This window comes from Nocardia niwae NBRC 108934 = DSM 45340, from assembly GCF_001613465.1.
GTDB lineage: Bacteria > Actinomycetota > Actinomycetes > Mycobacteriales > Mycobacteriaceae > Nocardia > Nocardia niwae.
Genome location: NZ_BDCK01000023.1, coordinates 154,938 through 180,634, shown reverse-complemented (window position 1 = coordinate 180,634; position 25,697 = coordinate 154,938). Strand labels below are relative to the sequence as shown.

Here is a 25,697-nt window from a genome sequence, read left to right as displayed (position 1 = left end):
GGTCCACGAATTCAGCACTGGCCGAACGCATCCGCACGGATTGCTCGCCGATTCGGCGGTCTCTAGGCTGGTGAGCCAGGCGACGGAAACTAGAGAGAGGTCTCCATGTCCGATCCCGCTCCCAAGACCGGTGTCCGCGCGCCGGTAGGCGTGGACACGACACGCGCCAGCATCGCCCGCGTCTACGACGCCACACTCGGTGGCAAGGACAACTACGAAGTCGACCGCTACGTGCGCGACAAAGTCGCCGAAGTCGCGCCGCGGCAGAGCGATGTGGCCCGGATGAATCGACGCTGGCTGCACCGCGTGGTGCGCTACCTGGCCGGCACCGCGGGCATCGACCAGTTCCTCGACATCGGCGCGGGACTGCCGACCGTCGGCAACACCCACGAGATCGCGCAGCAGCAGAATCCGCAGGCGCGCGTGGTGTACGTCGACAACGATCCGGTGTGCAACATCCACGGCCGGGTGCTGCTCGAGCGCAACGCGTTCACGCATTTCGTGCCCGCGGACCTGACCGAGCCGGACATCCTGCTGGAGCACTCCGAGGTCACCCCGCACCTCGATCTCACCCGCCCGCTGGCGCTGATCCTGTGCGGCATCCTGCATCACGTCGACGACGACCTGGATCCGGCCGGGATCATGCGCCGGTACATCGATGCGCTCCCGGCAGGCTCCTACGTCGCGATCACGCATTTCTATGATCCCGCCGACGGCGGCGAGGCGCACGAGATGGCCGTCGAGCTGCAACGGCGTTTCACCGAGATGGGTTTGGGTTCGGGCTGGTACCGCACCCGCGAGCAGATCGCCTCGTACTTCGGCGAGCTGGAACTGATCGAGCCCGGACTGGTCGAACTCGACGACTGGTGGCCGATGGGTCCCGCGCTGCGCCCGCGGCTGACCGAGGAGCGTCTGCTGCTCGGCGGCGTCGGCTACAAGTCCGGTTCGTCGAACGGCGTCGTGACCACCTTGCGCCGCCGGGCGACCGACCCCGGCCTATCGAAATCCGCCGTGCGCGACACGGACGAAAGGTGAATGCCGCAATGACCTACGACGACCTGAACGGCCCGGATCTGCGCGCGGACCGGTGGCGCTTCCTGGAAGTCCCGCTCGGCCCGGACCAGACCTGGCGCTACGCCGACCCGGCAGCCCGCACCGAGGTCGGCGAGGGCGCGGTGTCGGTCCGCATCGATGCCTTCACCCGGTCCCACGCCGAAGTCCAGATCCTGGACAACCCGAAACATCTGCTGGTGTCGACCGAGACGTTCGATCTCACGGACGGCCCGCGGACTTTCACGGTGGAGATGGCGGCCGAGAACATCGGCGCCACCGGCGAAGACTACCGGGACGGCTTCGCCGCGTTCAACGTCCTCGATATGAGCAGCGCGCAAGTCTTCGACCTAATCGCGACGAGCAAGCACGCGTACGCGATCCACGAACGGCTTTTCGTGCCGGGCGTCGTCCCCCCGGAGGAGGCGTTCACCCATGTGGTGCACGCGCCGCTGGCCGGGGTCGGTATCAAGCCGGGCGAGTTCCACCGCTACACCGTCACCATCGATCGGGCCGCGGGCACCGCGGGCTGGTACGTCGACGACGCACCGGTGTACACCACCCGTGCGCCGCACCTGCCGGAGACGGTGCAGATCGGTTTCGGCATCATCACCCTGCATCCGATCGAAGACGGGCGCAGCACGTCGCTGCGCGGGCAGGGGCTGCACGCCTCGTGGCGCGACTTCACCGTGGAGTGACCGACAGCGGCACGGTCATTGAAAATGCCGGGTGCCCAGCCGCATTCGGCTGGGCACCCGGTCCTTTCACCGCCCGCGGGCGGCCCGTCCGCGCGGGTCAGACGCTCTCCTTGCGCGGCCACTCGACACTGCGCGGGCGGGCGTACTCGTCCGTCCCGGCGTCACCCTCGTCCATGCCGAACTCGTAGTCGTACTCGTCCGACTCGGTACGACGGCGCGGATCCCACACCATCGCCACGGCCGACACAGCCAGCAATGCGATGACAATGGCCGCGATGACTACATAGAGCAACGACTTCCACCCTCCTGAAGAAAACCGAACAGCACACACCGGTGCCGGATACTCAACGCGCACAGCTTCTTTGACGCCGCAGGCATAGTAAGGCGCAGCACCCGAAACCGGACATTCCGGCACGGGTTACCGGCGGGTCGGTCTCGGATCCGGCCCCAGCGATAGCGCCGACCGATTCACGGAATCGCCCCCGCGAACCTTCAGCGTCGCATAGGCTCAACACCGTCCCGGTGGCTCCGGGACTTCCAGCGCGGCCCAGGCATGCCCAAGCCGACCGCGATCGCTGGTGGTAGCGGTGGGGTTCACCCGATTCGATGAACCTCGCCGTCCCCCACTTCCGGTGAAATCGCAGGGACATTCGCGCGGAATCACCCGCATCCGGCATCCTTCGAGCTACCGTCTTCGGTCATGGACGACATCGAACTGCAGCCACCGACCGTCGCCTCCGCCAAGCAGACCGGCCTGGTCCTGGACATCGCCGCCCTCGACATCCACAACCCCCTCGCCCAGCCCGGCGAGATCACCTACCCGTACGTTCGCTGCACCGACCATCGGGTCCTGCGGCTACCCGAGCCGTTGCACCGATGGGCCACCGAAACCATCGCGCTCAATCACAGCAAGCACGCCACCGGCGCCCTGCCGCTGTTCCCCGGGCAGGTCGAATTCGGCATTCTCGACGGCACCATGTACGCCGAAGTGCTCTGACCCGCATCCGCGACGAAAGCCCGGTCGACCCGGCCGGGCTCACCCGCCGCCGCGGCCGGACGGATCCGCATCGGCCGCATGCCCGGTCGCCGGCGGCGATGACCGGAATCGTCGAGTGGCGGTATCGCACCACCGGCGCCTGTGCCGAGACAGGGACGGCGCCGAGCTGATCGTGTCGACACGCCCCCGCCACGGCGACCGTAGGAGATCGGCGCCGGTCACCGCGCGAAGCGCCTGGTGACTGCACAGACCGGGTACGCCTGTGGCGCGGTTTGCGCACGCACGACACACTGGAGCCCGTGAATCGCATGTCAACCCGACGACGCCGCCGCGGATCGGACGGCCTGCCGTGACCGACCTCGCCCGCGGTGAGAACCGCCCCGCGCCCGGCGATCGGCTGACGGTGACCGTCACCTGCTCGGCTCCCGTCGACGTATCGGCGCTGTTACTGGACTCGGCGGGGCGCGTGCGCTCCGATGCCGATTTCGTCTTCTTCAATCAACCGGTCGCCCCCGGCGTCACCTACCGGCACGGCCAGGGCGCGGGCGACGTGGTGGACATCCAGACCCCGGCATTGCCGGGCGATGTGGACCGCGTCGTCGTCACCGCGAGCCTGGACGGCAACGGGCCGCCCACGTTCGCGTCCGCGGGTTCGCTGCGTGCGACGATCGCCTCCTCCTCGGGGACGCTGGCCTTCCCGATGACGGGCTTGAGCACCGAAACCGCCGTGGTGTGCGTGGAGATCTATCGTCGCGGCGGAGGATGGAAGGTTCGCGCGGTCGGCCAGGGTTACGACAACGGACTGGCGGGCATCGCAACGGCTTTCGGCGTGAATATCGACGACGAGCCCGCCCCGCCGCCCGCTCCGGCTTCCCCACCGGCACATCAGCAGCCCCCGGCGTATCAGCCGGCTCCTCCATCAGCGCAGCAGCCGCCACCGACCTATCAATCGGCTCCGCCACCAGCACATCCGCAACCCCCGGCTTATCAGTCGGCTCCGCCTCCTGCATACCAATCCCCGCCCGCGCCTGCCTACCCACCGCAACCGGCATATTCCGCGCCGGCCGCCGCGGTGCCGCCACCACCGATGCCCTCACCTCAGCAAGGAGCGCTGCCGATGCAGAGCGAACTGTTCGCCCCCAGCCACGCCGAAGTCACCGGTGCGGGCATTCAGAAGCAGGGCGGCAAGATGATCAAGGTGGCCGTCGGCGGCGAGGTCATGGCCCGCGCCGGATCGATGGTCGCCTACCAGGGGGATCTGCATTTCCAGGCGCTCGGTGCGGGCGGGATCGGCCGGGCGATCCAGCAGCGGTTGACCGGCGAGGGGGTGCCGCTGATGAAGGTGTCCGGGCACGGCGACCTCTTCGTCGCCAACGGCGCCGCCGACGTGCACACCATCGACTTGGACGGCACCGACGGCCTCACCATCAACGGCGCCAACGTGCTCGCCTTCGATTCCACCCTGCGCTACGACATCCGGATGGTGCAGGGAGCCGCCGGATTCGCCAGCAACGCCGGATTGTTCAACTGCGTCTTCACCGGCCGCGGTCGCATCGCCATCACCACGCACGGCACGCCGGTGGTGCTCAACGTCGACCAGCCCACCTACGCCGACCCGCAGGCGGCGGTCGCCTGGTCGTCGAGCTTGCAGACGGGCATCAAACGCAACGATTCGTTCGGGTTCGGCCGGCTGATGGGCCGCAGCACCGGCGAGGGCATGACGCTGTCGTTCTCCGGCCGGGGCTTCGTCATCGTGCAGCCGTCGGAGCTGCCGCCCGGCGGATTCGTCGGCGGTACCGGCGGCGGGCAGGAAGCCGGTCAGAGCGGTGGCGTGCTGGGCGGCCTGTTCGGCTGATGCCGGCCGGCGCGGTCAGGCCTGGAGCGAGACGAGTTCCACGACGGTGATGTCCGACGGTGCGCCCACGCGTACCGGCGGACCCCACGCCCCGGCTCCCCGGGAGACGTACAGCTGGGTGTCGCCGTACCGCTCCAGCCCGGCCACGGTCGGATTCGCCAGGCCCGCAAGGTAATTGCCGGGCCAGAGCTGGCCGCCGTGGGTGTGGCCGGACAGCTGCAGGTCGACGCCGTGCGCCACCGCGTCGTCGATCAGCACGGGCTGATGCGCCAGCAGCACGGCGGTGCGGTCGCGGTCGCGGTCACCGAGCGCCTTGCCGAAGTCCGGGCCCTGCCCGGTTCGTGCGCCCTGCACGTCGTTGACCCCCGCGAGGTCGAACCCGGGGAGTTCGGTGCGTGCGTTCGCGAGCAGGTGCATGCCCAGTTCCTGGACGTGCTCCACCCACTGCTCGGCGCCGGAGAAGTACTCGTGGTTGCCGGTGACGAAGAACGCGCCGTGACGGGCGCGCAGCCCGGCCAGCGGCTCGACGGCCGAGCGGAGATGCTCGACGCTGCCGTCCACCAGGTCGCCGACCACGGCGATGAGATCGGGCCGGGTGTCGTTGACGGTGCGTACCACGCGTTCCGCGAAACCGCGCCCCAGGATCGGGCCGAGATGCACGTCGCTGACCACCGCGATACGGAATCCGTCGGCCCCGCGCGGCAACTTCGCCAACGGCACGGCGACGCGCTTGACACTCGGCCCGTCCAGGACTCCGTGGGCGCCGATGCCGACGGTCGTGGCCGCGGCGGCGACAGCGGCGCCGCCCACCATCCGCGAGACGAAAACGCGACGCGGTAGCCGGGTCGGCGAAGGCTCCGGCGCAAGGACGGCAGCGGCCGCGTCGGGGCGGGGCTCCGGTGTGGAACCGTCTCCCGTCGGAGACTTCGACGAAGACCCATTTCCGCCAGGGGACTCCGAGGCGGAATCGGTCCCTGCGAGATATTCCGGGGCGGTCCCTCCGGGAGAACCGGGCGCGGCGCCAACTGTCGCGAGAGGAGTTGCCGCGGTGCCCCTTTCCGCAGCGGACTCCCGCACTGAACCATCTTTCGCGGACTCCGGCACGGAACCGATATCCGCAGGAGAATTCGGCTCCGAGACCTCTCGGCCCCGATCGAACCGGCGCAGCGCCAGGAACCGAATCGGCTCGCCGATCGCCAGCGCCAACAGCAGGTACACGAACAACGCGCCCCACAGATAGCCGGGCCAGGCGATGATCCGGACCACCGCGAACGGAGCAGAAGCAAGCTCCGCCACCGTCGTGCCCAGCAGCAGCAGGGGAGCCGCCAGCAGGATGGCGGTGCCGACGCGCCGCGCGCGCGATCCGGCCGCGGTCGTGTCGCGCACGAGTCGCCGCCAGACATACCAGTGGGCGCCGACCACCGTGAGCACGACGACTCCCACGAGAACGAGCACGGCGACACCGACCAGAACACTCTTCACGACCACGGCGGCACTCTCTGTGAACATTCGGTTTGCGCGGCATCAACTTACGTCACGGCGGCGGACGCACACGGCGGGCGGCTTCCCGATGCCGGTCAGGCCGCCCGTTCCAGCACGCCGCGCAGAAACGCCGCTTGGCCCGCGTGCTGCAGATCGTCCGAGATCACGCTGACCAGCCGCGCACCCAGCGTCACGGGTGGATCCCAACGGATGTCGACGACGCGGTCCAGGTCGCCGTCGCCCAGTGTCCGGACGAAGCGCAGCGTCTGGTCGTGCACCGCGTCGTAGTACCCGGCGAGCAACTCGGCCGATGCCTGGATGACCGCCACATCGGAGGGGCGGTCACCGTAACCGGTCGCCCCTTTGTCCAGCGGCAGTCCGAAGCGGTCGTACCAACCCTGCGCGGTCCAGACCTGCTCCAGGCCGGCCACCTCCGCGATGTGATCGTCTTGCACGCGGGTCAGATGCCAGATCAGCCAGGCGATCGAGTTGGCGCCCGGATCGACCCGGTGGACGAGGGCGTTCTCCGCCAGCCCGTCGACGGCTTCGTGCACCACCTCCTTGATCCGCTCGTAGGCGTCGGTCAGCACATCGGCACTGGTAGCCATCGGTTCGACTCCTTCTCGGGTGGTCTGCTGCCCCGACGGTACCCAGCGCGGCCGCCCGGCACGAGCGACGCGGGGCCGGCCCTGCCGGAAATCTCGGACGATCGCACCACATTGAGTGTGCCGTTATTCAACGGTACGATATACACCGGTGAGATTGGTCGATGGCCATCGAATCGGTCACCGACCGGACGAAGACGTACCGAAGTGAGGAAGTACCGATGATGCACGACGTCGAGACCGGACGCGCCCGGCAAGCGGTCGTCCGCCTGGCGATGATCGCCGCGCTCGCACTGACCCCCGTCGCCGCGGTCGCCGCGCCCGCGATGGCCGCCCCCGCGGTGACCCAGCAGACGGCCGTCACCCAGACGACCCAGGCCGAGGAGATCCACGGCGGCTGGCACCACCGCCACGGCGGGTGGGACCGCGGCGGCTACGGCGGCTGGGGCGGCTACGGCGGCTGGGGCGGTTACGGCTATTGGGGTAGCCCGTTCGGCTACTGGGGCGGCCCGTTCGGCGGCTGGCCCGGCATCGCCTGGCTGCTGCCCGGCACCGGAAGCGCGTTCTGACCAGAAGCGCGCTCGCACAGTCCGCCAGGTGATCTCCGGCTCCGCGCGATCGTTCCGGCACCGCGATCGCCGCTGCGCCCTCGTACGGCGCGATCCCGGAATCACCTGGCTTCTGGCGGATCTCCCGCCACCAGGAGCCCGAGCCGCTCTCCCCCACAAGTGCCGCAACCCCGCAGCGGCCGCGAATTACGCTCGCCCACCGAGCGATCGCCCCGAGCGGAAGAGCAGGCTGTCCCGCGCCGAGCCGACGCGTGGTGAACCCGGCTTCCGGACAGCGCTCGCCTATCCGAGACGCGCCCGTTCTCTCCGTAACCTTCGGAATTCCGCGCAATCCCGCGCACGCGGCCGATCGAATTCCGCACTGCGCAACACAAATCAGCACACATTCTGCAATCCACAGAAACCGGACGCCGGAACATATGCTGTCCGTGCGTAATTCAGGTATGTGATGGCACTGACTTTCCGTGAAATTCGCAGAACGATTGCTTCGGGAAAGCCCTGCGGCCAGAATGGGTGGGGCCGAGAACCGGCATCTTGGGGATCCGTCGGCACTCGTGGCCGACACGACTATGTGGGGAAATACGATGAGAGTCAACAGATTCGCCGCAACCGCCCTGCTCGCGGTCGGGGCCACCGGAATTGCGTCGGGTGTCGCGCACGCCCAGCCCGCGGCACCCGCGCAGGTCAGCGTGCACGGCGTCGAGCAGGGACTCGGTTTCACCTCGGCTCCCGCCGCCGACGGCACCGGGGTGGTCACCACCCTGGACGCGGGGAGCTTCGCGTTGACGTCCGACGCGAGGGCCGTCGAGCTGCGCAACGAAGCGGGACAGGTCGTCGCGACGCTGCCCCTGGCGTTCCAGACCTCCGGCGCGGCGCACGGGCTGGCGCCGGCGATCTCCGATTCCGGCCGCACCCTCACGGTGACGCCGGTGAGCTCGCCCGCCACGACCGAGCGCCTGAACCAGTTCGTCGGTGAGGAAGACACGCTCGCGCGCAAGCAGTACAACGCCGGGATCGGCGCTCTCATCGGCGCGGGAATCGGCGCCGTGATCGGCTTCTTCCTCGGCGGGGTCGGCGCGCTGGTCACCATTCCGATCGGTGCGGGCATCGGGGCGCTGATCGGATTCTCCACGCCGTAATCGGCCGGTCGGTGTGCGGCCGCGCAGGACGACCGCACACCGATCGCCGGTCGCACCGGGATTCCCTGGGAACGCGCACCCTTCACGCACCCGACGCGCAGGGGGAACGCGGCGGTCCGACCGCCGTCCGCCGATTCGTCCAGGCCCGTAGAAGGCAGGCCGAAACGGAATCCCCGGCCGTGCGCTGGGGCATGATGGGAGGGCACGAAGACGATCGGAGCGAAGACACAGGACCGCGAGATGGCACAGCGCAGTTCCCTCTCGCAGCGACGCGCTGCATTGGAACAAGAGTGGTCCCGATGGATACCCGCCGGGACACCGCAGGGTGATTCCGCGCTGCGCAGCGAGGTCGCCCAATCGTGGCTGCGGTCGCTGCGCACGGTCGATCCGGCCTGCGAGTACGCGCCCATCGCCGAAGCCGACGTGGCCGCCCGCTGGGCCGAATCTCCCTTGCGCACGCCGGTTTCCGAGCTGACCGATCAATTGCGCGACATCACCGAAGGCGCGGGGTACGTCGCGGCGATCACCGACGAGACCGGCACCATCCTGTGGTCGCACGGCGGTCCGGTCATGCGCCGCCGCGCCGAACAGGTGAACTTCGCGCCGGGCGGTCGCTGGGACGAGGCGCACATGGGCACGAACGCGCTGTCGCTGGCGCTGCGCACCGATCGACCGCACACCGTGTTCTCCGCCGAGCACCTGGTCGCGGCCTTGCACGGCTGGGTCTGCTACTGCGCGCCGATCCGCGCCGCGGACGGCCGCCAACTGGGCGTGCTCGACCTGTCCACCACCTGGGACCGCGCCCACCCGCTGGCCATGTCCACCGCCCGTACCTTGGTCACCGCCATCGAGACCAAGTTGCAGCATCGCATGACCGCGCCCGGAGTACGGCTGACCTGCCTCGGCGCTGCCCGCCTGATCCGCGACGGCGCACCGGTGCGGCTGCGCCCCAGACACCTCGAGATCCTCGCGCTGCTGGCACTCGAGCCCGAGGGGTTCACCCACGAACGCCTGCATTTCGCCATCTACGGCGACCGGCCGGTCGGCGCGAGCACGCTCAAATCGGAGATGTCCTACCTGCGGCGCGCCACCGGCGGCGACATCACCAGCCGGGTCTATCAGCTGGTGAGTCCACTGTCCTGTGACGCCGTGGACCTGCTCGCGGCGCTCGAAGCGGGCGACACCGCCACGGCCGTCGAGCTGTATCGCGGGCCGCTGCTGCCGGGCTCGGAGACGCCGGGCGTCGTGCAATGGCGCGAGTATCTGGAGGTCGGCGTGCGCACGGCGGTGCTGTCGAGTGGAAACGTCGAGCACGCCCTGCGTTACGGCGAGCGCGTACCGCACGATATCGAGGTCCACGAACACGCGCTGGGTCTGCTGCCCGCGGGCGACGGTCGTCGTGCGCTCGCGGCCGCCCGGCTGCACGCCGCGCTGCGCGACTGAGCGCGCGCCTCAACGTTTCGTCAACCCTCGCGAGGCATAGTGACCCGCATCACGGCCGCTGCGCCGTGTGCTCACGTCCGCAACCAGCGAGGAGTCACCCGCCATGAGCTACGCAAAGCCGGGAACCGAGGGCAGCGTCGTCGAATTCGCCACGCGTTACGACAATTTCATCGGCGGTGAGTGGACCGCCCCGGTCGAAGGCCGCTACTTCGAGAATCCCTCGCCGGTGGACGGCCAGACCTTCTGCGAGGTGGCGCGCTCCTCGGCCGCCGACATCGACCTGGCCCTGGACGCCGCGCATCAGGCCGCCGACGCGTGGGGCGCCACGTCGACCACCGAGCGCGCCAACATCCTGAACAAGATCGCCGACCGGATCGAGGACAATCTCGAGGCGCTCGCGGTCGCCGAGACCTGGGAGAACGGCAAGCCGGTCCGGGAGACGCTGGCCGCCGACCTGCCGCTGGCGGTCGATCACTTCCGCTACTTCGCCGGGGCGGTCCGCGCACAGGAGGGCGGCATCAGCGAGATCGACGCCGACACCATCGCCTACCACTTCCACGAGCCGCTCGGCGTCGTCGGGCAGATCATCCCCTGGAACTTCCCGATCCTGATGGCCACCTGGAAGCTCGCGCCCGCGCTGGCCGCGGGCAACGCGGTGGTGCTCAAGCCCGCGGAGCAGACCCCGGCCTCGATCCTGAAGGTCGTCGACCTGATCGCCGATCTGCTGCCGCCGGGAGTCCTCAACGTGGTCAACGGCTTCGGCGTCGAAGCGGGCAAGCCGCTGGCGGCCAGCCCGCGCGTGGCCAAGGTCGCCTTCACCGGCGAGACCACCACCGGCAGGCTGATCATGCAGTACGCCAGCGAGAACATCATCCCGGTCACGCTCGAACTTGGCGGCAAGAGCCCCAACATCTTCCTGCCCGACATCATGGCCGCCGACGACGCCTTCCTCGACAAGGCCGTGGAGGGCTTCGTGATGTTCGCGCTCAACCAGGGCGAGGTGTGCACCTGTCCATCCCGCGCGCTGATCCACTCCTCGATCTACGACGAGTTCATCGCCCGGTGCGTCGAACGCACCAAGGCCATCGTCAGCGGCAACCCGCTCGACGAAGCCACCATGATCGGCGCGCAGGCCAGCAACGACCAGTTCGAGAAGATCCTGTCCTACATCGACATCGGCCGCCAGGAAGGCGCCGAGGTGCTCACCGGCGGCGGCCCGCGCAAGGTCGACGAGTTCCCCGGCGGCTTCTACGTCGAGCCGACGATCTTCTCCGGCCGCAACGACATGCGCATCTTCCAGGAGGAGATCTTCGGACCGGTAGTGTCGGTGACCACGTTCGACTCCGTGGACGAGGCGCTGAAGATCGCCAACGACACCCTCTACGGACTCGGCGCCGGTGTGTGGACCCGCGACATGAACACCGCCTACCGCCTCGGCCGCCAGATCAAGGCGGGCCGGGTGTGGACCAACTGCTACCACGCCTACCCCGCGCACGCGGCCTTCGGCGGCTACAAGAAGTCCGGCATCGGGCGCGAGAACCACCGCATGATGCTCGACCACTACCAGCAGACCAAGAACCTGCTGGTCAGCTACTCGCCGGACAAGCTCGGATTCTTCTGATGCCCGACCCGGTCCAGCGCGTCGAACTCACCGAGCCCGCGAAAGAACTGCTGCGCCGGCTGATCGAACAGCACGGTCCGGTCATGTTCCATCAGTCCGGCGGCTGCTGCGACGGCAGCTCACCGATGTGCTACCCGCGCGGCGAGTTCCGGGTGGGAGCGTCGGACGTGCTGCTGGGACATCCGGTGGCGGACACGCCGTTCTGGATGAGCGCCGACCAGTACGAGTACTGGCGCCACACCCACCTCACCGTCGACGTGGTGCCGGGACGCGGCAGCGGGTTCTCCCTGGAAGCGCCCGAAGGTGTGCGGTTCCTGATCCGGTCGCGGCTGCTCACCGACGACGAACTCGCCGTCCTCGCAGCCGAACCGCCTCCTACCGGGGCGGATCTGTCGTACTGAGCCGCAGCAGGGGCTGCTCGCCGGAGCACCGGTGAGCAGCCCTTTCCCGGTTCGGTGGACGAAAAAACTCCATGCGGGAATAGCTGGGCAGCGGATACGGTCGTTCGAGGTGGTTAGGTAAGCGAACGAGAGGGGCCGCGGTGGCGACCGAGACTGTGCCGGCGTCCGTAGGGCTCCGATCCGAACGCGGCGCCATCCTCGGCTCGCTGATGCTGGCCACCGCGCTGGTCGCCCTCGACTCGACGGTCATCGCCACGGCGGTGCTCACCATCACCGACAGTCTCGGCGGCTTCGCGCAGTTCCCCTGGTTGTTCTCCATCTATCTGCTGGCGCAGGCGGTGACGGTGCCGATCTACGGCAAGCTCGCCGACACCGTGGGCCGCAAACCCGTGATCCTGTTCGGCATCGCGACGTTCGCGCTGGGGTCGCTGCTGTGCGGCGTGGCGAGCAGCATGCTCGGACTGATCGTCTTCCGCGCGGTGCAAGGCATCGGCGCGGGAGCGATCCAGCCGATGACGATGACCATCGCGGGCGATCTGTACACGCTGTCCGAACGCGCCAGGGTCCAGGGCTATCTGGCCAGTGTGTGGGCGATGTCGAGTGTGGCGGGCCCGCTGCTGGGCGGCCTGTTCGCCGAGTACGTCAGCTGGCGCTGGATCTTTCTGATCAATCTGCCGCTCTCCGCGCTGGCCGGATGGATGCTGGTGCGCCATTTCGCCGAGAGCGCGCCCCGGCGCAGACAGAGCGTCGACTATCTGGGCGCGTCCCTGCTGACGGTCGGCGCGGGGGCGTTGATCCTCGGTTTGCTCGAAGGCGGGCAGGCGTGGGCCTGGTCCTCGCCGGTGAGCATCGGCATCTTCGCGGGCGGGGCGGCACTGCTCGCGCTGTTCGGGCTGGTGGAACGCCGGGTACGGAATCCGATCCTGCCGCTGTGGGTGTTCGGCAGGCGGGTGGTGATCGCGAGCAGTCTGGTGTCGGTGCTGATCGGCGCGGTCGTGCTGGGCGCGACCTCCTACGTGCCGACCTTCACCCAGGGCGTGCTCGGCACCGGGGCGCTGGTCGCGGGACTGACGGTCGGCGCGCTGACGCTGGGCTGGCCGCTCGCGGCGTCCCAGGCCGGAAAGGTGTACCTGCGTTACGGCTTTCGCGCGACGGCCCTGCTCGGCAGCGGTCTGGCGACGGTCGGCGCCGCGAGCACCCTGCTGATCAACCAGCACTCGGCCCTGTGGCAGGTCGCCGCGTCCTGCTTCGTGATCGGCACCGGCATGGGCCTGGTCGCGACCCCGACCCTGATCGCCGCGCAGACCAGCGCCGAATGGACCGAGCGGGGTGTGGTGACCTCGGCCAACATGTTCGCGCGCTCGATCGGCAGCGCGGTGGGCGTCGCGGTGTTCGGGGCGATCGTGAACGCGCGGGTCGGTCACACCGATCACCCGCTGCCCGCCACCCTGGCCTCGGCGGTGCATCTGGTCTTCGTCGCGATCGCGGCGATGGCCGTGGTCATGGTCATCGCCGCGGCGATGATGCCGCGGCGGTCGGCGACCGGCTGACTCCACGACGGTACCGGGACCCCACCGGGGACCGCGGACGACACGACCCGACGCAGCGGGTTTTCGGAAGCGTCCGGCACCGGCCCTGACGCAAGCTGGGCTCTCCGAAACGAACCCGAGATCTGGAGGTCGCAGTGGCACAGGCAGTGTGCGGAATCGTCGGCGTGTTCTTCCTCGGTATGGGCGTCTACGCCCTCGCCGCACCCGCCGCGCTGATCCGGCCGTTCGGCATCCGGCTCACCGAATCGAGCGCACGATACGAAGTGCGCGCCGTCTACGGCGGCTTCGGGCTGGCTATGGCGGCCGTGCTTACGGTCGCCGCCCTCGACCTCGGATCCCTGCGCGGCGGGATCATGGCCGCGGTCGGCGCGGCCCTGGCGGGCATGGCATTCGGCCGGGTGGTGTCGGCGGTGCTCGACGAGCGAGCGGCTTTCTATCCCACCTGGTTCTACTGCGTGGTCGAGGTCGGCGGCGCCGCCGCGCTGTTGCTCGCCGCTTAGCGCACAGCGCGCGTCAGCTGGCGCGCACGGTGCCGGGGGCCGCGTCGGCCGTGCCGAGTTTGCGCAGCGCCAGGTACCCGGCCGACACCAGCGCCGCCCACACGACGCCGACGACGATCGCGGTGCGCCCGCTGTCGCTGAACAGCAGCAGCACGACCACCAGCCCGAGGAACGCCAGCGCCAGCACGGTGGTGTAGGGCGCGGCGGGCAGCCGGTAGTCGCTCGCGGGCAGCTCACCGCGGGCGACCTTGGCCCGGTAGAGCAGGTGGCAGACCAGGATGACGCCCCAGACGAAGATGATGCCGATGGTCGACACCGAGGTGATGTAGGCGAACGCCTTGTCCGGGGAGATGATGTTGACCACCACGCCGATCACCATCGCCGCCGCCGAGGCGATGATCCCGGTGTAGGGCACCGCGTTCGCGCTCAGCCTGCTCAGCCGGGCGGGCGCCTCACCGCGCAGCGACAGGGTGCGCAGCATCCGGCCGGTGGAGTAGATCCCCGAGTTGCACGACGACAGCGCCGCGGTGAGCAGCACGAAGTTGACGATGCCCGCCGCGCCGGGGATGCCGATCTGCTCGAAGACCTCGACGAACGGGCTCTTGCCCGCGTGGAAGTTGCGCCAGCTGGACACCGCCATGATCACCACCAGCGCGCCGACGTAGAACAGGCCGATCCGGAACGGCAGCGTGTTGATCGCCTTGCGCAGGGTCTTGCGGGGCTCCCGCGCCTCCCCCGCCGTGACGCCGACCAACTCCACACCGACGTAGGCGAACAGCACGATCTGCAGCACCAGCAGCGACTGGCCGATGCCGTTCGGGAAGACGCCACCGTCGGCCCACAGGTTGGTGACGGTGGGATCGGGCGCGTGACCGAATCCGAACAGCAGCACGCCGATGCCGAGCAGGATCATGCCGACGATCGCGGTCACCTTGATGGTGGAGAACCAGAACTCGCCCTCGCCGAACAGCCGCACCGAGATCAGGTTGGCGCCGAACATCACCGCGAGCACCACCAGTGCGGTGACCCACGGCGCGATGTCGAACCAATACTCCACGTACTTGCCCGCCACGGTGATCTCGGCCATGCAGGTGGCCACCCACACTGCCCAGTACGACCAGCCGGTCACGAAACCGGCGTAGCGGCCGAGGAATTCGTGCGCGTACTCGGCGAAACTGCCGGAGATCGGCCGGTAGGTCAGCAGTTCGCCGAGCGCCCGCATGATCACGAAGATGGCCAGGCCCGCCGCCAGGTAGGCGAGGATGAGCCCCGGACCCGCCTGCTCGATCGCGCCGCCCGCGCCGTAGAACAGGCCCGTGCCGATCGCGCCGCCGATGGCGATCATCTGGATGGTGCGCGGGCTGAGCCCGCGGGCATATCCTTCCGAGTCCCCGCCGTCCGCCGGAGCCAGCGGTTCCGCGTCCTGGAGGTGCCGGTCGGAGGCTGTCATACTGCGGTCCTTCCCTCGCTGTGCAGCGGCGCCGGTCGCCCGCCGGTGCGCAGGCCACACGATGTCGGATCATCGCACGGCCGGTCCGGCTCAGGGCGTCACGCTACCGCCCCGCCCGTTCGCGCGTCGTCTCCGGGCCGAGGGCGGCGGCTGTCCGGAGCTACCGGTCCGGCGCCGGACATGCCATCATCGGATCTCCTAGCGATGGGCTTCCGTCATGACCGAACTCTCGCCCCGGCGCACGCGACCCGGCCGCGCCGCGCTGCGCACCCTCGTCGTCCTGCTCGCGGTCGTCGCCGTCCTGGTCGGCGCGGCGTTCGCGACGACAGCGATCTTGCACATCCCGGCGCCGCCGACGCTGCTGCGACTGCTGACCGACCCACCCTCGGCGCAGGGAGCGCTGTTCGAGAGCCGGACGGTGGCGGCCTCCCCTGCCCCGCGTCCCTTGCCGAGCGCACCGCGGCCGCTGCCCGGCCGGGTGCCCTGGAAGGGCTCGGCGGTATCGATCGCCGATTTCCTCGACACCACGCACACCAATTCGTTCCTCGTCCTGCGCGGCGGCGTCCTGACCCACGAGTGGTACCGCGACGGCTTCACGGCGAGCACCCGCCAGTCCTCGTGGTCGGTGGTGAAGTCCGTCGTGTCGCTGCTGACCGGCCGAGCCGTCGCCGCGGGGAAACTCGCCGAGGACGACCGCCTGGTACAGATCCTGCCCGAGCTGACCACCGGCGGCGCGTACGACGCCGTCACCATCCGCGATCTGCTCGACATGGCCTCCGGCATCGACGTCGGGGAGAACTACAACAAGTACCTGCCGCTGACCGGTACCGCCCGGATGTATCTCACCGAGGACCTGGACGGATTCGTCCGCGCGCACCGCGGCCTGCGCTTTCCGCCGGGCAGCGCGGGCGAGTACCGCAGCGTGGACACCCAATTGCTGGGCATGGCGCTGGCGCGGGTCGAGGGCCTGCCGCTGGCCGAACTGCTGGAGCGCGACATCTGGGCGCCGATCGGGGCCGAGGACGAGGCGCTGTGGAATCTCGATCGCGCCGGCGGCCAGGAGAAGGCGTTCTGCTGCTTGAACGCGACCGCCCGCGACTTCGCCAAGATCGGCAGGCTGGTGCTGGACGGCGGACGGGTGGGCGACGCGCAGATCGTGCCGCAGGCCTGGATCGACCGCATCCGCGCCCCGGCCCCGCACCGGGTGGGCGAGTGGCCTTACGGCGCGCAGTGGTGGCATCCGACCGGCGGGGACGGCGCGGACCTCACCGCCGTCGGCGTCTACGGCCAGTACGTCTACCTCGACCCGCCCAGCGGCACCGTCGTCGTCAAGCTCAGCGACTACGGCACCACCCAGGACGAGCAGGACACCATCGAGGTGTTCCGCGCGATCGCGCGCGGCTGAGCAGGCCGCGAAATACAGCGGGGACGCATGGCGTTGGCAGTGGAGATCGCCACTGTGGAGGAGACCCATGATCGACGTCCCGCTGTCCGTACTGGATCTGGCGCCGGTGCAGTCCGGCCGCACCGTCGGCGAGGGGCTGCAGGCGACCACCGAATTGGCCAGGCGCACCGAGGCTTTGGGCTACCACCGCTTCTGGGTGGCCGAACACCACAACATGCCCGGCATCGCCAGCTCCGCGCCGAGCGTGCTGCTGGCGCATCTGGCGGCGGCCACCTCGACCATCCGGGTCGGCTCCGGCGGGGTGATGCTGCCCAACCACGCGCCGCTGGTGGTCGCCGAGCAGTTCGGCACCCTGCACGCGCTGCATCCCGGCCGGATCGACCTGGGCATCGGACGCGCGCCGGGCACCGACCAGGCGACTGCCCGCGCGCTGCGGCGGACCGCGGACGGACTGTCGGCGGAATCGTTCCCCCAGGAACTCGCCGCTCTGCTCGGTTACTTCCGGGGCGGCGATCCCGGCGGCATCGCCGCGACCCCGGGGCGCGGCGAGGAGCCGGATATCTGGCTGCTGGGTTCCAGCGGCTACAGCGCCCAGGTCGCCGCGGTGCTCGGACTCCCGTTCGCGTTCGCCCACCACATCAGTCCAGACAACACCGAGCCCGCGCTGGCGCTCTACCGCGAGCACTTCCGGCCTTCGCCGCGCCTGGAGCGTCCGCACGCGATGGTGGCGGTCGCGGCGATCTGCGCGGACACCGACGAGCGCGCCGAGGTGCTCGCCGGGCCACGCGACCTGGCCTTCCTGAACCTGGTGCGGGGCACGCCGCAGGCGCTGGCCACGCCGGAGGAGGCGGCCGCGTTCCGCCCGTCGGAGCAGGAGCGCGTGTTCATCCGGCAGCGCCGGGCCGGGCAGTTGCTCGGCTCGCCGGAGACGGTGCGCGGGCAGCTCGCGGACCTGCTGGAGCGCACCCGGGCCGACGAGCTGATGATCAACACGCTGGTCTACGACATCGACGACCGTGCCCGATCGTTCGAGCTGCTCACCGAGAAGGTCGCGGCCTGAGGCGGCGGATCAGTGCAACCGGAAGCCGTGGTTGGTCAGCGATTCGCGCAGCCGGTGCCTGCCGTTGAGGGCCGCCGCCGAGGCCAGCCGGGCCAGGACGCGTTCGGTCCAGGAATGCGAGAGTTGTTGCTCGGCATAGAATTCCGCGATGCGGGTTTCGTACGCGGCCACGTGCGCCCGCTGCGCGCCCAGATCGTAGGTCTCCAGGTGCAGGACGGCCTCCTGCGGCAGGCGCGGCTTCACCCGCGCGTCCTCGGCCGGGTCGGGATGGCCGACCACCAAGCCGAACACGGCGAAGACCTGCGGCGGCAGGCCGAGTTCGGCGGCGACTTCTTCCGGTTTGTTGCGCAACGCACCGATGTAGACGGTGCCGAGCCCCAGCGATTCCGCCGCCACGACCGCGTTCTGCGCGGCGAGCGCGGCGTCGATGAAGCCGACGTAGCTCGACTCGAGGTAATCCGCGCCCTCCAGCGGCGCGCTCCGGTCGTCGGCGAGCTGACGCAGGCGCGCGAAGTCGGCCGTCCAGACCAGCAGCACGGGCGCCTGGCCGATGTGGGCCTGATCTCCCGCGAGCGCGGCCAAGCGCGCCTTGCGCTGCGGGTCGCGCACCGCGATGACGCTCCAGACCTGCAGGTTCGACGAGGTGGGCGCGGACTGCGCCGCGGAGATCAGCAGGCGCAGGGTGGCGTCGGGCACCGGGTCGGGCAGGTAGCGGCGGACCGAGCGATGCTCGTGCAGCACCTGCAGCACCTGGTTCCACTGCGCGGGTTCGACCGGTCGAGGGTCGCGGTAGCGCTGTTGCACGGCGTGGGTCGGTGTCGGCACGGACTGCGTCATGGGCATCATTCTGTCGCCCGCGCGGCGCGCCGTCAGCGGTTGTCCGCAGGCTGAGCCGAACACAGGTAGGGTAAGTAAGGCAATCCTAATAATGTTTATCGGAGGTTTCCTTGGCACGTCTTCGCACCACCCTCACGGTGCAGCGCACCGAATGGCTCACCCCGCACCTGATCCGGGTGCACCTCGGCGGTCCGGGCTTCGCCGCGTTCCGGCCCAGCGAGTTCACCGACTCGTATGTGAAGTTCATCTTCCCGCAGGACGGGAACGAGGTGCTGCGCACTTATACCGTCCGTTCCGTGGACACCGTCGCCGAGGAGATCGCGGTGGATTTCGTCTACCACGGCGCGGAGGGCATCGCGGGACCGTGGGCGGCCACGGTCGAGCCCGGCGCGACCATCGACCTGTACGGCCCCAACGGCGCCTACTCCCCGCGCCCGGATGCCGACTGGCATCTACTGGCCGGTGACGAGGCGGCCCTGCCCGCCATCGCCGCCGCGCTCGAGGCTCTGCCGGCCGACGCGACCGGGCTGGCGTTCGTGGAGGTCGCAGGCCCGGACGACGAACTGCCGGTGAAGAAGCCGGACGGCGTCGAACTGACCTGGCTGCACCGCGGCGTCCGGTCCCCGGGTGAGGTGCTCGCCGAGACCGTCCGCTCCGCGCCGTGGTCACCCGGGCAGGTTCAGGTGTTCATCCACGGCGAAGCCGACGCGGTCATGAAGGATCTGCGCCGCTACGTCCGCAAGGATCGCGGCGTTCCCGCCCAGTGGGCCGCGTCGATCTCCGGGTACTGGCGCCGCGGCCGCACCGAGGAAGGGTTCCGGGAATGGAAGGCCGAACTTCGGGCAGCCGAGGAGGCCAACGCCTGAACCGTCAATCGCCCCACCCGTTCATCGCCACGATCGCGTCCCAGGTGAGCGCCGGGTATTCGGGGTGATGCTGCTGCAGGATGGCGCCGGCCAGGCTCGCGGGCGGCGCCTTCCGCGGGTTCGCGGCGGCTTGGGCCTCGATCGCGGCGCCGAGCGCGCGGCTGCCGCCCAGCCGCGGATAGGCGGTGTGCACCAGCTCGGCGAAGCCGGGTGGCAGGTCGGCCTGCGCGCCGCCCACGTCGACGCCGATGCCGTCCACGGCGATCCACGTTTCCGGCGGCCTGCGGCGCCGCCAGACCGGCGAGTCGGTGAAACCCGAGGTGTGCGCGGCGACGGCGTCCCAGATCGTGTCCACCCTGGCATCGGTGACGCCGTTGTCCTCGAGGAATCGCGCGGCACGATCGGCGCCGTCGACCTCGAACTTCTGATCACCGGTCGCGCCGTCGGCCAGGCCGATGTCGTGCAGTGCGCAGATGAGGTACATCGTCTCCTCGTCGTAGTCGGCGCCGGGCCGCAGGCCTTGCCGCTCGGCGACCGCGCGACCGAAGAGGAAGCCCCGCGCGCTGTGGTTGCGCAGCATGGGCGAGAGTTCGGCGGTGATGAGTTCGTCGACTTTGCCCGCCAACGAGGTTCGCGGGTGATGTAGCGAAAAAGCCTGTGCCTCGGCAATTTTCGGTGCGGCGGCGATGACACTCGCGGCAATGCCCGCGCTCAGCGCGGCACGACGAGACAGCGACATGGTCGAACTCCTGGTGAGTGAAAGGGTGCGATCAGCGCGCGGGCGCGCGGAAGCGCCTGCGGTAGTCGCTCGGCGAGGCGCCGAGCAGTTCGAGGAAGGTCCGCCGCATCGTCTCCTCGGAGCCGAACCCGCTGCGGCGGGCGACGGCCGCCATCGGCTCGTCGCCGGATTCGAGCAGCGCTTGCGCGGCTTCCAGCCGCGCAAGCTTGACGTAGCGTCCCGGCGTCATCCCGATCTCCTGCCGGAACAGACGGCTGAAGTGACGTTCGCTCAGCGCGGCACGGCCGGCCATAGCCGACAGGCTGTGATCGGCGCACAGATCGGCGATCACCGCGTCGGCCGCGTGCCGCAGGCCCGCGGTGCGCGGTGCCGGAATGCTCGTGCGCACGCTGAACTGCGACTGGCCGCCGGGCCGGTGCAGGAACACGACGAGATGTTTGGCCAGCGAACGGGCGAGGTCCGCGCCGTGCTCCTCCTCCACCAGCGCCAGGGCCATGTCGATGCCCGCGGTGACTCCGGCGGAGGTGATGATCGGGCCGTCGCGCAGATAGATGGCGTCGGCTTCGACCCGGACGGCCGGAAACCGTTGGGCCAGAGCGGTACACGCCAGCCAATGCGTGGTGGCGCGCCGCCCGTCCAGCAAGCCGGCTTCGGCCAGCACGAACGCGCCGGTGCACACCGAGGCCACCCGCCGCGCGGCGCCCGCCGCCACGCGCACCGCGTCCACGAGTTCGCCTGGGACGCGCTCCTCCGGGGGATAGCCAGGCACCAGGAGCGTGTCCACCGCTGCGCTCAGCTCGCTCAACGCGCCATCGACGCCGAGCGGCACACCGACGTCGGTGCGAACCGGCGCGCCGTCGGGCGAGGCGAAGCGGATGCGGCGCCCGGCCCAGTGCAGCACCTGCACGGGCCCGGCGACGTCGAGCATCAGCACCCCGTCCGACACCGCCACCACGACGTCACCGCTTGCCCGCATGCAACCAGTCTCGAGCCGGGGCGACGAGTCCACAAGGACGCCTTCCCCACAGATCCGGACAGACGAATCGAGCGAACGCCGCGCCTAACTCAGGAGACCGACGATGGTGGCGGACACGAAACTGACCAACGTGGCGCCGTAGAGCAGGCGAAGACCGTTGCGAGCGATCACGGTTCCTTGCTTCTCGCTGAGGCTGCGGACCGCGCCGGTGACGATGGCGATGGTGGAGAAGTTCGCGAACGACACCAGATAGGTGGACACGATCGCGACGGTGCGGACGGACAGCCCGCCGTGTTCCCGGTTCAGCTCCTGCATGGCGACCACCTCGTTGGACACCAGCTTGGTGCCCATGAACCGGCCCGCGGCCGCCGCCTCATCCCACGGGACACCGGTCAGCCAGGCGACGGGGGCGAAGAGGCGCCCCATCACATCCTGGAATGTGGTGCCGTGGAACAGCGCGGCGAAGATTCCGTTGATCATGGCCAGCAGCGCGATGAATCCGATCAGCATGGCCGCGACGGTGAAGGCGACCTTGAATCCGACCAGGATGTACTCGGTGAGCATCTCGAAGAACGATTGCCGCTTGCGGCTGTCGGCGATCTCCTCGCCGAGCAGCCGGGCGTCGTCGGCGGCGGTGACGGCGTAGGGGTTGATCAGCGAGCACACCACGAAGGCGCCCAGCATGTTCAGCACGATAGCCGCGATCACGTACTTCGGGTCGATCAGCTGCATGTAGGCGCCGAGAATGCCCGCCGAGACCGTCGACATCGCCGAGGCCGCCAGGGTGTACATCCGCTGCGACGGGATGTCGTCGAGCATGGCGCGCAGCGAGATGAACACCTCGGACTGACCGAGGATGGCGGAGGCGACCGCGTTGAACGATTCGATCTTGCCGAAGCCGCTCACCCACGCCAGCAGCAGACCGAGATATTTGATGATCCACGGCAGCACCCGCAGGTGCTGCAAGATGCCGATCAAGGCGGAGACGAGCACGATCGGCATCAGCACCGCGAAGAGGAAGGCGGGCCCGCTGCTGCCGACCTCGGGCAGGTCGCCGAACACGAACGCCGTGCCCTGGGCGGCGTAGCCGAGGATGTGTTCGAAGGTGTCGCTGATCGCGCGGATCACGGCGCCCCCGATCCCGGTCTTCAGCAGCAGAAAACCGAGTGCGATCTGCAAGATCAGCAAGATGCCGATGCGCGGCAGCCGACCGGCGGCGGCGCGGCGGTCGGTACTGGGCAACCATGCCGCCAGCAAAAAGCACGCCAGGCCGACGAACCCGATCAGATAGTGCACGCGCACCTCGGCTGCGCCGGCGTGCATCGGCTTGTGGGAGCACCTCTCATGTCGGTCTATGGTGCGGTGTCTCCACAGTTGAGAAGATCGCCGGTGGCTAAGGCGCGTTCGACCTCGGGCGCTTCGAGTTGCCGGTCGCCGTCGGCGCGCTGGTCTGGTCGGCCGTCGCGCTGTTCGTTCTGGTCACGCCCACGGATGCCACGGTTCCCGTCGTGATCGTGGCCGGTCTGCTGCTCGTGGGCGTGCTGTTCTTCCTCGCCCTGCTGGCCTTCGACCGGCAGGCGCTGGAAACCGAACCCGGTGACGTGAGCGTCTTCGAACACTGAGCGGAGACGACGCGCCGCCCGGATGCGCCGTGACTTCCGGGCGGCGCGTCGGGGCGCCCGCCACTGTTACTGGCGCGGCGCGCGCAACGCCTCCTCCACGAACTGCGTGGTGTAGGTCTTCGACAGATCGATGCGGTCGCGCACGGGGCGCACGTTCTTCGAGTACTTACCGAGAATCTCCAGCACGTTGCGCGCGCCTTCGGGTTTCATCAGCCCGTCGCCGTTGAACATGCCGATGGAGTCGCGGATCGACTGGACGTAGAGGTCCCTGCCCGCGCTCGCGTATTGCGGCGGCATCTTCGCGGCGATCTCCTCGGGCGTGTGCGTCGCAATCCACTGCAGCGCCTGCACGAACGCGGCGGCGAGTTTGCGCACGATCTCCGGGTGGGCGTCGATCGTCGCGCAACTCATGTACAGCGACGTCGCCGGGTACAGCCCGCCGAGCGCGGCCCGGGTGCCCGCCTCGCTGCGCAGGTCGACCAGGATCCGCGCATCACCGGAGTTCACCATCTGCGCCACCGTGGGGTCGGTGGTCATGCCCGCGTCGATGCCGTCGTGGTTCATCCCCGCGATGAACGTCTGCCCCGCACCGACTTTCACCCGGGTGTAGTCGGCGGTGCTCATGCCGACCTGGCCGGTGAGCGCCTGCGTGAGGAAGTCGGTGGAGGAGCCGAGCGAGGTCACGCCCAGTTTCCTGCCGCGCAGATCGGCGATCGAAGTGATGTCCGGGTCCGCCTTCGACACCAGCTCGACCTCGCCGGGCACGTCGGACATCTGCACCACCGAACGGATGCACTGGTCCTTGGCCTGCAGGTCGATGGTGTGGTCGTAGAACCCGACCACGCCCTGCACGTCGCCGGTGAGCAACGCGGTCTCGGCGGTGGCGCCGGACTGCTCGCCGAGCAGTTTCACATCGATGTCGTTGCGCTCGAAGAAGCCGAGTTGCTGGGTGAGCATGGCAGGCAGATAGATCACCTTCTCCAGCCCGCCCACCATGATGGTGATCTGCGGCCTGCCGTCTGCCATCGGAATGGTGCGGGAGTCCCGGCATCCGGTGGCCGTCAGCAGTGCCACGATCGCGACGGCGACGAGCGCCAGGTGCTTGCGATACCTCATGATCAGATCCCGTGGTTCGACGACGCTTGCGAGGGCCGCCACTTCAGCAACCGGTTCTCCGCCATGCCGATCCCCCATTCGGCGATCAGCGCGATCACGGTGATGACGATCATGCCCGCGTAGATGCCCGCCGAGTCGAACGTGCCTTGCGCGTTGCTGATCAGCAACCCCAAACCTTTACTCGCGCCCGCGTATTCGCCCACGACCGCGCCGATCAGCGCGAAGCCGAAAGCGGTGTGCAGGCTGGACAGGATCCAGGTGGTCGCGCTCGGCAGCACGATCGACACCAGCACCTGCCCACGGCTAGCACCGAGGATGCGGGCATTGTCGATCACATTGCCGTCCACCTCGCGGGCGCCGGTGAACGCGTTGAAGAACACCGCGAAGAACACCAGCACCACCACGGTCGCGACCTTGGAACTCAGTCCGAGCCCGAACCAGATGATGAACAGCGAGGCCAGCACAATGCGCGGCACGGCGTTGAGTGCCTTGATGAACGGCGCGAGCACTTCGGCCCAGTACCGGCTGCGACCGAGCAGCACGCCCAGCACGACGCCGGCCACCGTGCCGATCACGAAGCCGAGCACCGCCTCCTGCACGGTGGTGTAGATCTGCAGCCAGATCGAGCCGAACTGCGTTCCCTCGGTGAACCATTCGACCAGCCGAGCCCAGATCAGCGACGGCTTGGAGTAGAAGAACGGGTCGATCCAGACCGTGGCGGTGAGCTCCCACGCGCCCAGCCACAGCGCCACCAGCGCGGCGCGCAGGCCCCAGGTGCGGATCCGTGCGCGCCGCGCGGTGGTGCGCACCCTGGCCAGGATCTGCTCTTCGGTCTCGTTCTCCACCACGGGCGCGGGGGTGTCGGACACCAGCACGTCATGCGACACGGGAGGCCCCCTTCGCGCGCGCCGCCTCGACCTGATCCCGCAGCGTCTCCCAGATCTCCTGGTAGATGTCGCGGAACTCGGTGGTCAGCCGCACCTCCTCGACACTGCGTGGCCGCGCCAAGCCGACCGGGAAGTCCCCGCAGACGGTGGCCGGGCTCGCGGTCATGACGACCACCCGGTCGGCGAGCACGATCGCCTCCTCCAGATCGTGGGTGACGAAGATGACCGCAGCGTTGGTGCCCGCCCAGACGCGCAGCAGTTCGTCCTGCATGAGCTGGCGGGTCTGCACGTCCAGCGCGCTGAACGGCTCGTCCATCAGCAGGATCTCCGGCTCGTTCACCAGGGTCTGCGCCAATGCCACGCGCTTGCGCATGCCGCCGGACAGTTGGTGCGGGTAGTACTTCTCGAACCCGGCCAGGCCGACCTTGCGCACCCACTCCGACGCCTTCGCGCGCGCCTCCGCTTTCGACGCGCCGCGCAGGCGCGGGCCGAACGCGACGTTGTCCAGCACGCTCTTCCACGGCAGCACCGCGTCCTGCTGGAACATGTAGCCGATGCCGTCCGGGATGCCGTCGACCTCCTTGCCGCGCACCAGCGTCTGCCCGGCCGAGGCCGGTTCCAGGCCGGACACCAGCGACAACGTGGTCGACTTGCCGCATCCGGTCGGGCCGACGACGGCGACGAATTCGCCGGGGCGCACCGTGAGGTTCAGATTGCGTACGGCGGTGTGGATGCCGCCGCCGGTGCCGGGGAAGCGCTTGGTGGCGCTCCGCAGCTCGATGAGTGATTGCGTCATTGCTTCCTACTCCTGCGAGATCGGGTAGGGCGA

Annotated in this window: 26 protein-coding genes; 15 read left to right on the top strand and 11 right to left on the bottom strand. The window is 69.3% G+C overall.

Annotated features, from left to right (window positions below; all coding sequences use genetic code 11):
• Positions 1 to 105 precede the first annotated feature (105 nt).
• Positions 106 to 1,035 (top strand): SAM-dependent methyltransferase, encoded by a 930-nt coding sequence (locus NNI01S_RS15780; protein ID WP_084488824.1) that lies wholly within the window; start codon positions 106 to 108, stop codon positions 1,033 to 1,035.
• An 8-nt stretch (positions 1,036 to 1,043) separates the two neighbouring features.
• Positions 1,044 to 1,748 carry a DUF6081 family protein gene (locus NNI01S_RS15775; RefSeq protein ID WP_063020956.1) on the top strand — a complete coding sequence of 235 codons (705 nt, stop codon included), beginning with the start codon at positions 1,044 to 1,046 and terminating at the stop codon, positions 1,746 to 1,748.
• Positions 1,749 to 1,845: 97 nt separating this feature from the next.
• Here NNI01S_RS15775 and NNI01S_RS15770 read toward each other — a convergent pair whose 3' ends face one another.
• Positions 1,846 to 2,040, bottom strand: coding sequence for a hypothetical protein (locus tag NNI01S_RS15770; RefSeq protein WP_063020846.1), 195 nt, complete (start codon positions 2,038 to 2,040; stop codon positions 1,846 to 1,848).
• A 408-nt stretch (positions 2,041 to 2,448) separates the two neighbouring features.
• On the opposite strand from NNI01S_RS15770, the gene NNI01S_RS15765 reads away from it, so the two are divergent.
• Both NNI01S_RS15765 and NNI01S_RS15760 read left to right on the top strand, forming a co-directional pair.
• Positions 2,449 to 2,745 carry a hypothetical protein gene (locus NNI01S_RS15765; protein WP_063020845.1) on the top strand — a complete coding sequence of 99 codons (297 nt, stop codon included), beginning with the start codon at positions 2,449 to 2,451 and terminating at the stop codon, positions 2,743 to 2,745.
• Between the two features lie 349 nt (positions 2,746 to 3,094).
• A complete protein-coding gene (locus NNI01S_RS15760) occupies positions 3,095 to 4,600 on the top strand; it encodes an AIM24 family protein (RefSeq protein WP_063020844.1) in 1,506 nt (501 codons plus the stop codon).
• 15 nt (positions 4,601 to 4,615) lie between these two features.
• Here NNI01S_RS15760 and NNI01S_RS15755 read toward each other — a convergent pair whose 3' ends face one another.
• Together NNI01S_RS15755 and NNI01S_RS15750 are read right to left on the bottom strand one after the other, a co-directional pair.
• The gene (locus tag NNI01S_RS15755; RefSeq protein ID WP_245676178.1) at positions 4,616 to 6,088 is read right to left on the bottom strand and encodes a metallophosphoesterase; all 1,473 of its coding nucleotides are present in this window, start codon (positions 6,086 to 6,088) and stop codon (positions 4,616 to 4,618) included.
• 89 nt (positions 6,089 to 6,177) lie between these two features.
• Entirely contained in the window at positions 6,178 to 6,690 is a 513-nt protein-coding gene (locus NNI01S_RS15750; protein ID WP_063020843.1) for a mycothiol transferase, read from the bottom strand.
• Positions 6,691 to 6,908: 218 nt separating this feature from the next.
• Here NNI01S_RS15750 and NNI01S_RS15745 point away from each other — a divergent pair, with 218 nt between their 5' ends.
• The 7 genes from NNI01S_RS15745 (at position 6,909) to NNI01S_RS15715 (ending at position 13,910) form a co-directional block, all read left to right on the top strand.
• Positions 6,909 to 7,256, top strand: a complete 348-nt coding sequence (locus NNI01S_RS15745; RefSeq protein WP_157114812.1) for a hypothetical protein — start codon at positions 6,909 to 6,911, stop codon at positions 7,254 to 7,256.
• Between the two features lie 584 nt (positions 7,257 to 7,840).
• Positions 7,841 to 8,395, top strand: a complete 555-nt coding sequence (locus NNI01S_RS15740) for a DUF8020 domain-containing protein (protein WP_063020842.1) — start codon at positions 7,841 to 7,843, stop codon at positions 8,393 to 8,395.
• A 240-nt stretch (positions 8,396 to 8,635) separates the two neighbouring features.
• Positions 8,636 to 9,838 carry a sigma-54-dependent transcriptional regulator family protein gene (locus NNI01S_RS15735; protein ID WP_063020841.1) on the top strand — a complete coding sequence of 401 codons (1,203 nt, stop codon included), beginning with the start codon at positions 8,636 to 8,638 and terminating at the stop codon, positions 9,836 to 9,838.
• Positions 9,839 to 9,941: 103 nt separating this feature from the next.
• Complete coding sequence (adh, locus tag NNI01S_RS15730; protein WP_063020840.1) at positions 9,942 to 11,459, top strand: aldehyde dehydrogenase; 1,518 nt, start codon at positions 9,942 to 9,944, stop codon at positions 11,457 to 11,459.
• Positions 11,459 to 11,860: a DUF779 domain-containing protein gene (locus tag NNI01S_RS15725; RefSeq protein WP_063020839.1), complete on the top strand. Its 402-nt coding sequence runs from the start codon at positions 11,459 to 11,461 to the stop codon at positions 11,858 to 11,860. The genes adh and NNI01S_RS15725 overlap by 1 nt, the downstream gene beginning before the upstream one ends.
• Before the next feature lie 140 nt (positions 11,861 to 12,000).
• The gene (locus tag NNI01S_RS15720) at positions 12,001 to 13,410 is read left to right on the top strand and encodes an MDR family MFS transporter (protein ID WP_063020838.1); all 1,410 of its coding nucleotides are present in this window, start codon (positions 12,001 to 12,003) and stop codon (positions 13,408 to 13,410) included.
• 134 nt (positions 13,411 to 13,544) lie between these two features.
• Positions 13,545 to 13,910: a DUF4345 domain-containing protein gene (locus NNI01S_RS15715; protein ID WP_084488820.1), complete on the top strand. Its 366-nt coding sequence runs from the start codon at positions 13,545 to 13,547 to the stop codon at positions 13,908 to 13,910.
• Between the two features lie 13 nt (positions 13,911 to 13,923).
• On the opposite strand, the gene NNI01S_RS15710 is transcribed toward NNI01S_RS15715, so the two are convergent.
• Entirely contained in the window at positions 13,924 to 15,360 is a 1,437-nt protein-coding gene (locus tag NNI01S_RS15710) for an amino acid permease (RefSeq protein ID WP_063020837.1), read from the bottom strand.
• A 217-nt stretch (positions 15,361 to 15,577) separates the two neighbouring features.
• On the opposite strand from NNI01S_RS15710, the gene NNI01S_RS15705 reads away from it, so the two are divergent.
• On the top strand, positions 15,578 to 16,765 hold the full coding sequence (locus tag NNI01S_RS15705; protein ID WP_063020836.1) for a serine hydrolase domain-containing protein: 1,188 nt from the start codon (positions 15,578 to 15,580) through the stop codon (positions 16,763 to 16,765).
• Positions 16,766 to 16,832: 67 nt separating this feature from the next.
• Positions 16,833 to 17,825: an LLM class flavin-dependent oxidoreductase gene (locus NNI01S_RS15700; RefSeq protein ID WP_063020835.1), complete on the top strand. Its 993-nt coding sequence runs from the start codon at positions 16,833 to 16,835 to the stop codon at positions 17,823 to 17,825.
• A 9-nt stretch (positions 17,826 to 17,834) separates the two neighbouring features.
• Here the strand turns inward: NNI01S_RS15700 and NNI01S_RS15695 are convergent, their stop codons facing one another.
• Entirely contained in the window at positions 17,835 to 18,662 is an 828-nt protein-coding gene (locus tag NNI01S_RS15695) for an NADPH-dependent oxidoreductase (RefSeq protein ID WP_084488841.1), read from the bottom strand.
• Positions 18,663 to 18,772: 110 nt separating this feature from the next.
• Here NNI01S_RS15695 and NNI01S_RS15690 point away from each other — a divergent pair, with 110 nt between their 5' ends.
• The gene (locus NNI01S_RS15690) at positions 18,773 to 19,528 is read left to right on the top strand and encodes a siderophore-interacting protein (protein WP_063020834.1); all 756 of its coding nucleotides are present in this window, start codon (positions 18,773 to 18,775) and stop codon (positions 19,526 to 19,528) included.
• Positions 19,529 to 19,532: 4 nt separating this feature from the next.
• Here the strand turns inward: NNI01S_RS15690 and NNI01S_RS15685 are convergent, their stop codons facing one another.
• The 3 genes from NNI01S_RS15685 to NNI01S_RS15675 form a co-directional block, all read right to left on the bottom strand.
• On the bottom strand, positions 19,533 to 20,267 hold the full coding sequence (locus NNI01S_RS15685; RefSeq protein ID WP_063020833.1) for an HD domain-containing protein: 735 nt from the start codon (positions 20,265 to 20,267) through the stop codon (positions 19,533 to 19,535).
• Between the two features lie 31 nt (positions 20,268 to 20,298).
• Positions 20,299 to 21,243: a GlxA family transcriptional regulator gene (locus tag NNI01S_RS15680; protein ID WP_063020951.1), complete on the bottom strand. Its 945-nt coding sequence runs from the start codon at positions 21,241 to 21,243 to the stop codon at positions 20,299 to 20,301.
• Between the two features lie 84 nt (positions 21,244 to 21,327).
• Positions 21,328 to 22,566: a NupC/NupG family nucleoside CNT transporter gene (locus NNI01S_RS15675; protein ID WP_435825061.1), complete on the bottom strand. Its 1,239-nt coding sequence runs from the start codon at positions 22,564 to 22,566 to the stop codon at positions 21,328 to 21,330.
• Positions 22,567 to 22,667: 101 nt separating this feature from the next.
• Between NNI01S_RS15675 and NNI01S_RS15670 the strand changes: the two genes are divergently transcribed.
• Positions 22,668 to 22,865: a hypothetical protein gene (locus tag NNI01S_RS15670; RefSeq protein ID WP_063020832.1), complete on the top strand. Its 198-nt coding sequence runs from the start codon at positions 22,668 to 22,670 to the stop codon at positions 22,863 to 22,865.
• A gap of 66 nt (positions 22,866 to 22,931) precedes the next feature.
• On the opposite strand, the gene NNI01S_RS15665 is transcribed toward NNI01S_RS15670, so the two are convergent.
• Genes NNI01S_RS15665 through NNI01S_RS15655 form a run of 3 tightly spaced genes read right to left on the bottom strand, consistent with a single transcriptional unit; the run spans position 22,932 to position 25,664 of the window.
• Positions 22,932 to 23,981 (bottom strand): ABC transporter substrate-binding protein, encoded by a 1,050-nt coding sequence (locus NNI01S_RS15665; RefSeq protein WP_063020831.1) that lies wholly within the window; start codon positions 23,979 to 23,981, stop codon positions 22,932 to 22,934.
• 2 nt (positions 23,982 to 23,983) lie between these two features.
• The gene (locus tag NNI01S_RS15660; RefSeq protein ID WP_084488819.1) at positions 23,984 to 24,868 is read right to left on the bottom strand and encodes an ABC transporter permease; all 885 of its coding nucleotides are present in this window, start codon (positions 24,866 to 24,868) and stop codon (positions 23,984 to 23,986) included.
• Positions 24,858 to 25,664 carry an ABC transporter ATP-binding protein gene (locus NNI01S_RS15655; RefSeq protein WP_063020830.1) on the bottom strand — a complete coding sequence of 269 codons (807 nt, stop codon included), beginning with the start codon at positions 25,662 to 25,664 and terminating at the stop codon, positions 24,858 to 24,860. Before NNI01S_RS15655 ends, NNI01S_RS15660 begins: the two co-directional genes overlap by 11 nt.
• Positions 25,665 to 25,697 lie beyond the last annotated feature (33 nt).

Excerpts from the sequence above, each read along its gene's own strand:
- NNI01S_RS15680 (WP_063020951.1), bottom strand. The coding sequence starts at position 21,243 with ATGCGGGCAAGCGGTGACGTCGTGGTGGCGGTGTCGGACGGGGTGCTG.
- NNI01S_RS15705 (WP_063020836.1), top strand. The coding sequence starts at position 15,578 with ATGACCGAACTCTCGCCCCGGCGCACGCGACCCGGCCGCGCCGCGCTG.
- adh (WP_063020840.1), top strand. The coding sequence starts at position 9,942 with ATGAGCTACGCAAAGCCGGGAACCGAGGGCAGCGTCGTCGAATTCGCC.
- NNI01S_RS15725 (WP_063020839.1), top strand. The coding sequence starts at position 11,459 with ATGCCCGACCCGGTCCAGCGCGTCGAACTCACCGAGCCCGCGAAAGAA.
- NNI01S_RS15695 (WP_084488841.1), bottom strand. The coding sequence starts at position 18,662 with ATGACGCAGTCCGTGCCGACACCGACCCACGCCGTGCAACAGCGCTAC.
- NNI01S_RS15735 (WP_063020841.1), top strand. The coding sequence starts at position 8,636 with ATGGCACAGCGCAGTTCCCTCTCGCAGCGACGCGCTGCATTGGAACAA.
- NNI01S_RS15685 (WP_063020833.1), bottom strand. The coding sequence starts at position 20,267 with ATGTCGCTGTCTCGTCGTGCCGCGCTGAGCGCGGGCATTGCCGCGAGT.
- NNI01S_RS15665 (WP_063020831.1), bottom strand. The coding sequence starts at position 23,981 with ATGAGGTATCGCAAGCACCTGGCGCTCGTCGCCGTCGCGATCGTGGCA.
- NNI01S_RS15775 (WP_063020956.1), top strand. The coding sequence starts at position 1,044 with ATGACCTACGACGACCTGAACGGCCCGGATCTGCGCGCGGACCGGTGG.
- NNI01S_RS15700 (WP_063020835.1), top strand. The coding sequence starts at position 16,833 with ATGATCGACGTCCCGCTGTCCGTACTGGATCTGGCGCCGGTGCAGTCC.
- NNI01S_RS15655 (WP_063020830.1), bottom strand. The coding sequence starts at position 25,664 with ATGACGCAATCACTCATCGAGCTGCGGAGCGCCACCAAGCGCTTCCCC.
- NNI01S_RS15675 (WP_435825061.1), bottom strand. The coding sequence starts at position 22,566 with ATGCACGCCGGCGCAGCCGAGGTGCGCGTGCACTATCTGATCGGGTTC.
- NNI01S_RS15740 (WP_063020842.1), top strand. The coding sequence starts at position 7,841 with ATGAGAGTCAACAGATTCGCCGCAACCGCCCTGCTCGCGGTCGGGGCC.
- NNI01S_RS15750 (WP_063020843.1), bottom strand. The coding sequence starts at position 6,690 with ATGGCTACCAGTGCCGATGTGCTGACCGACGCCTACGAGCGGATCAAG.
- NNI01S_RS15745 (WP_157114812.1), top strand. The coding sequence starts at position 6,909 with ATGATGCACGACGTCGAGACCGGACGCGCCCGGCAAGCGGTCGTCCGC.
- NNI01S_RS15780 (WP_084488824.1), top strand. The coding sequence starts at position 106 with ATGTCCGATCCCGCTCCCAAGACCGGTGTCCGCGCGCCGGTAGGCGTG.
- NNI01S_RS15710 (WP_063020837.1), bottom strand. The coding sequence starts at position 15,360 with ATGACAGCCTCCGACCGGCACCTCCAGGACGCGGAACCGCTGGCTCCG.
- NNI01S_RS15765 (WP_063020845.1), top strand. The coding sequence starts at position 2,449 with ATGGACGACATCGAACTGCAGCCACCGACCGTCGCCTCCGCCAAGCAG.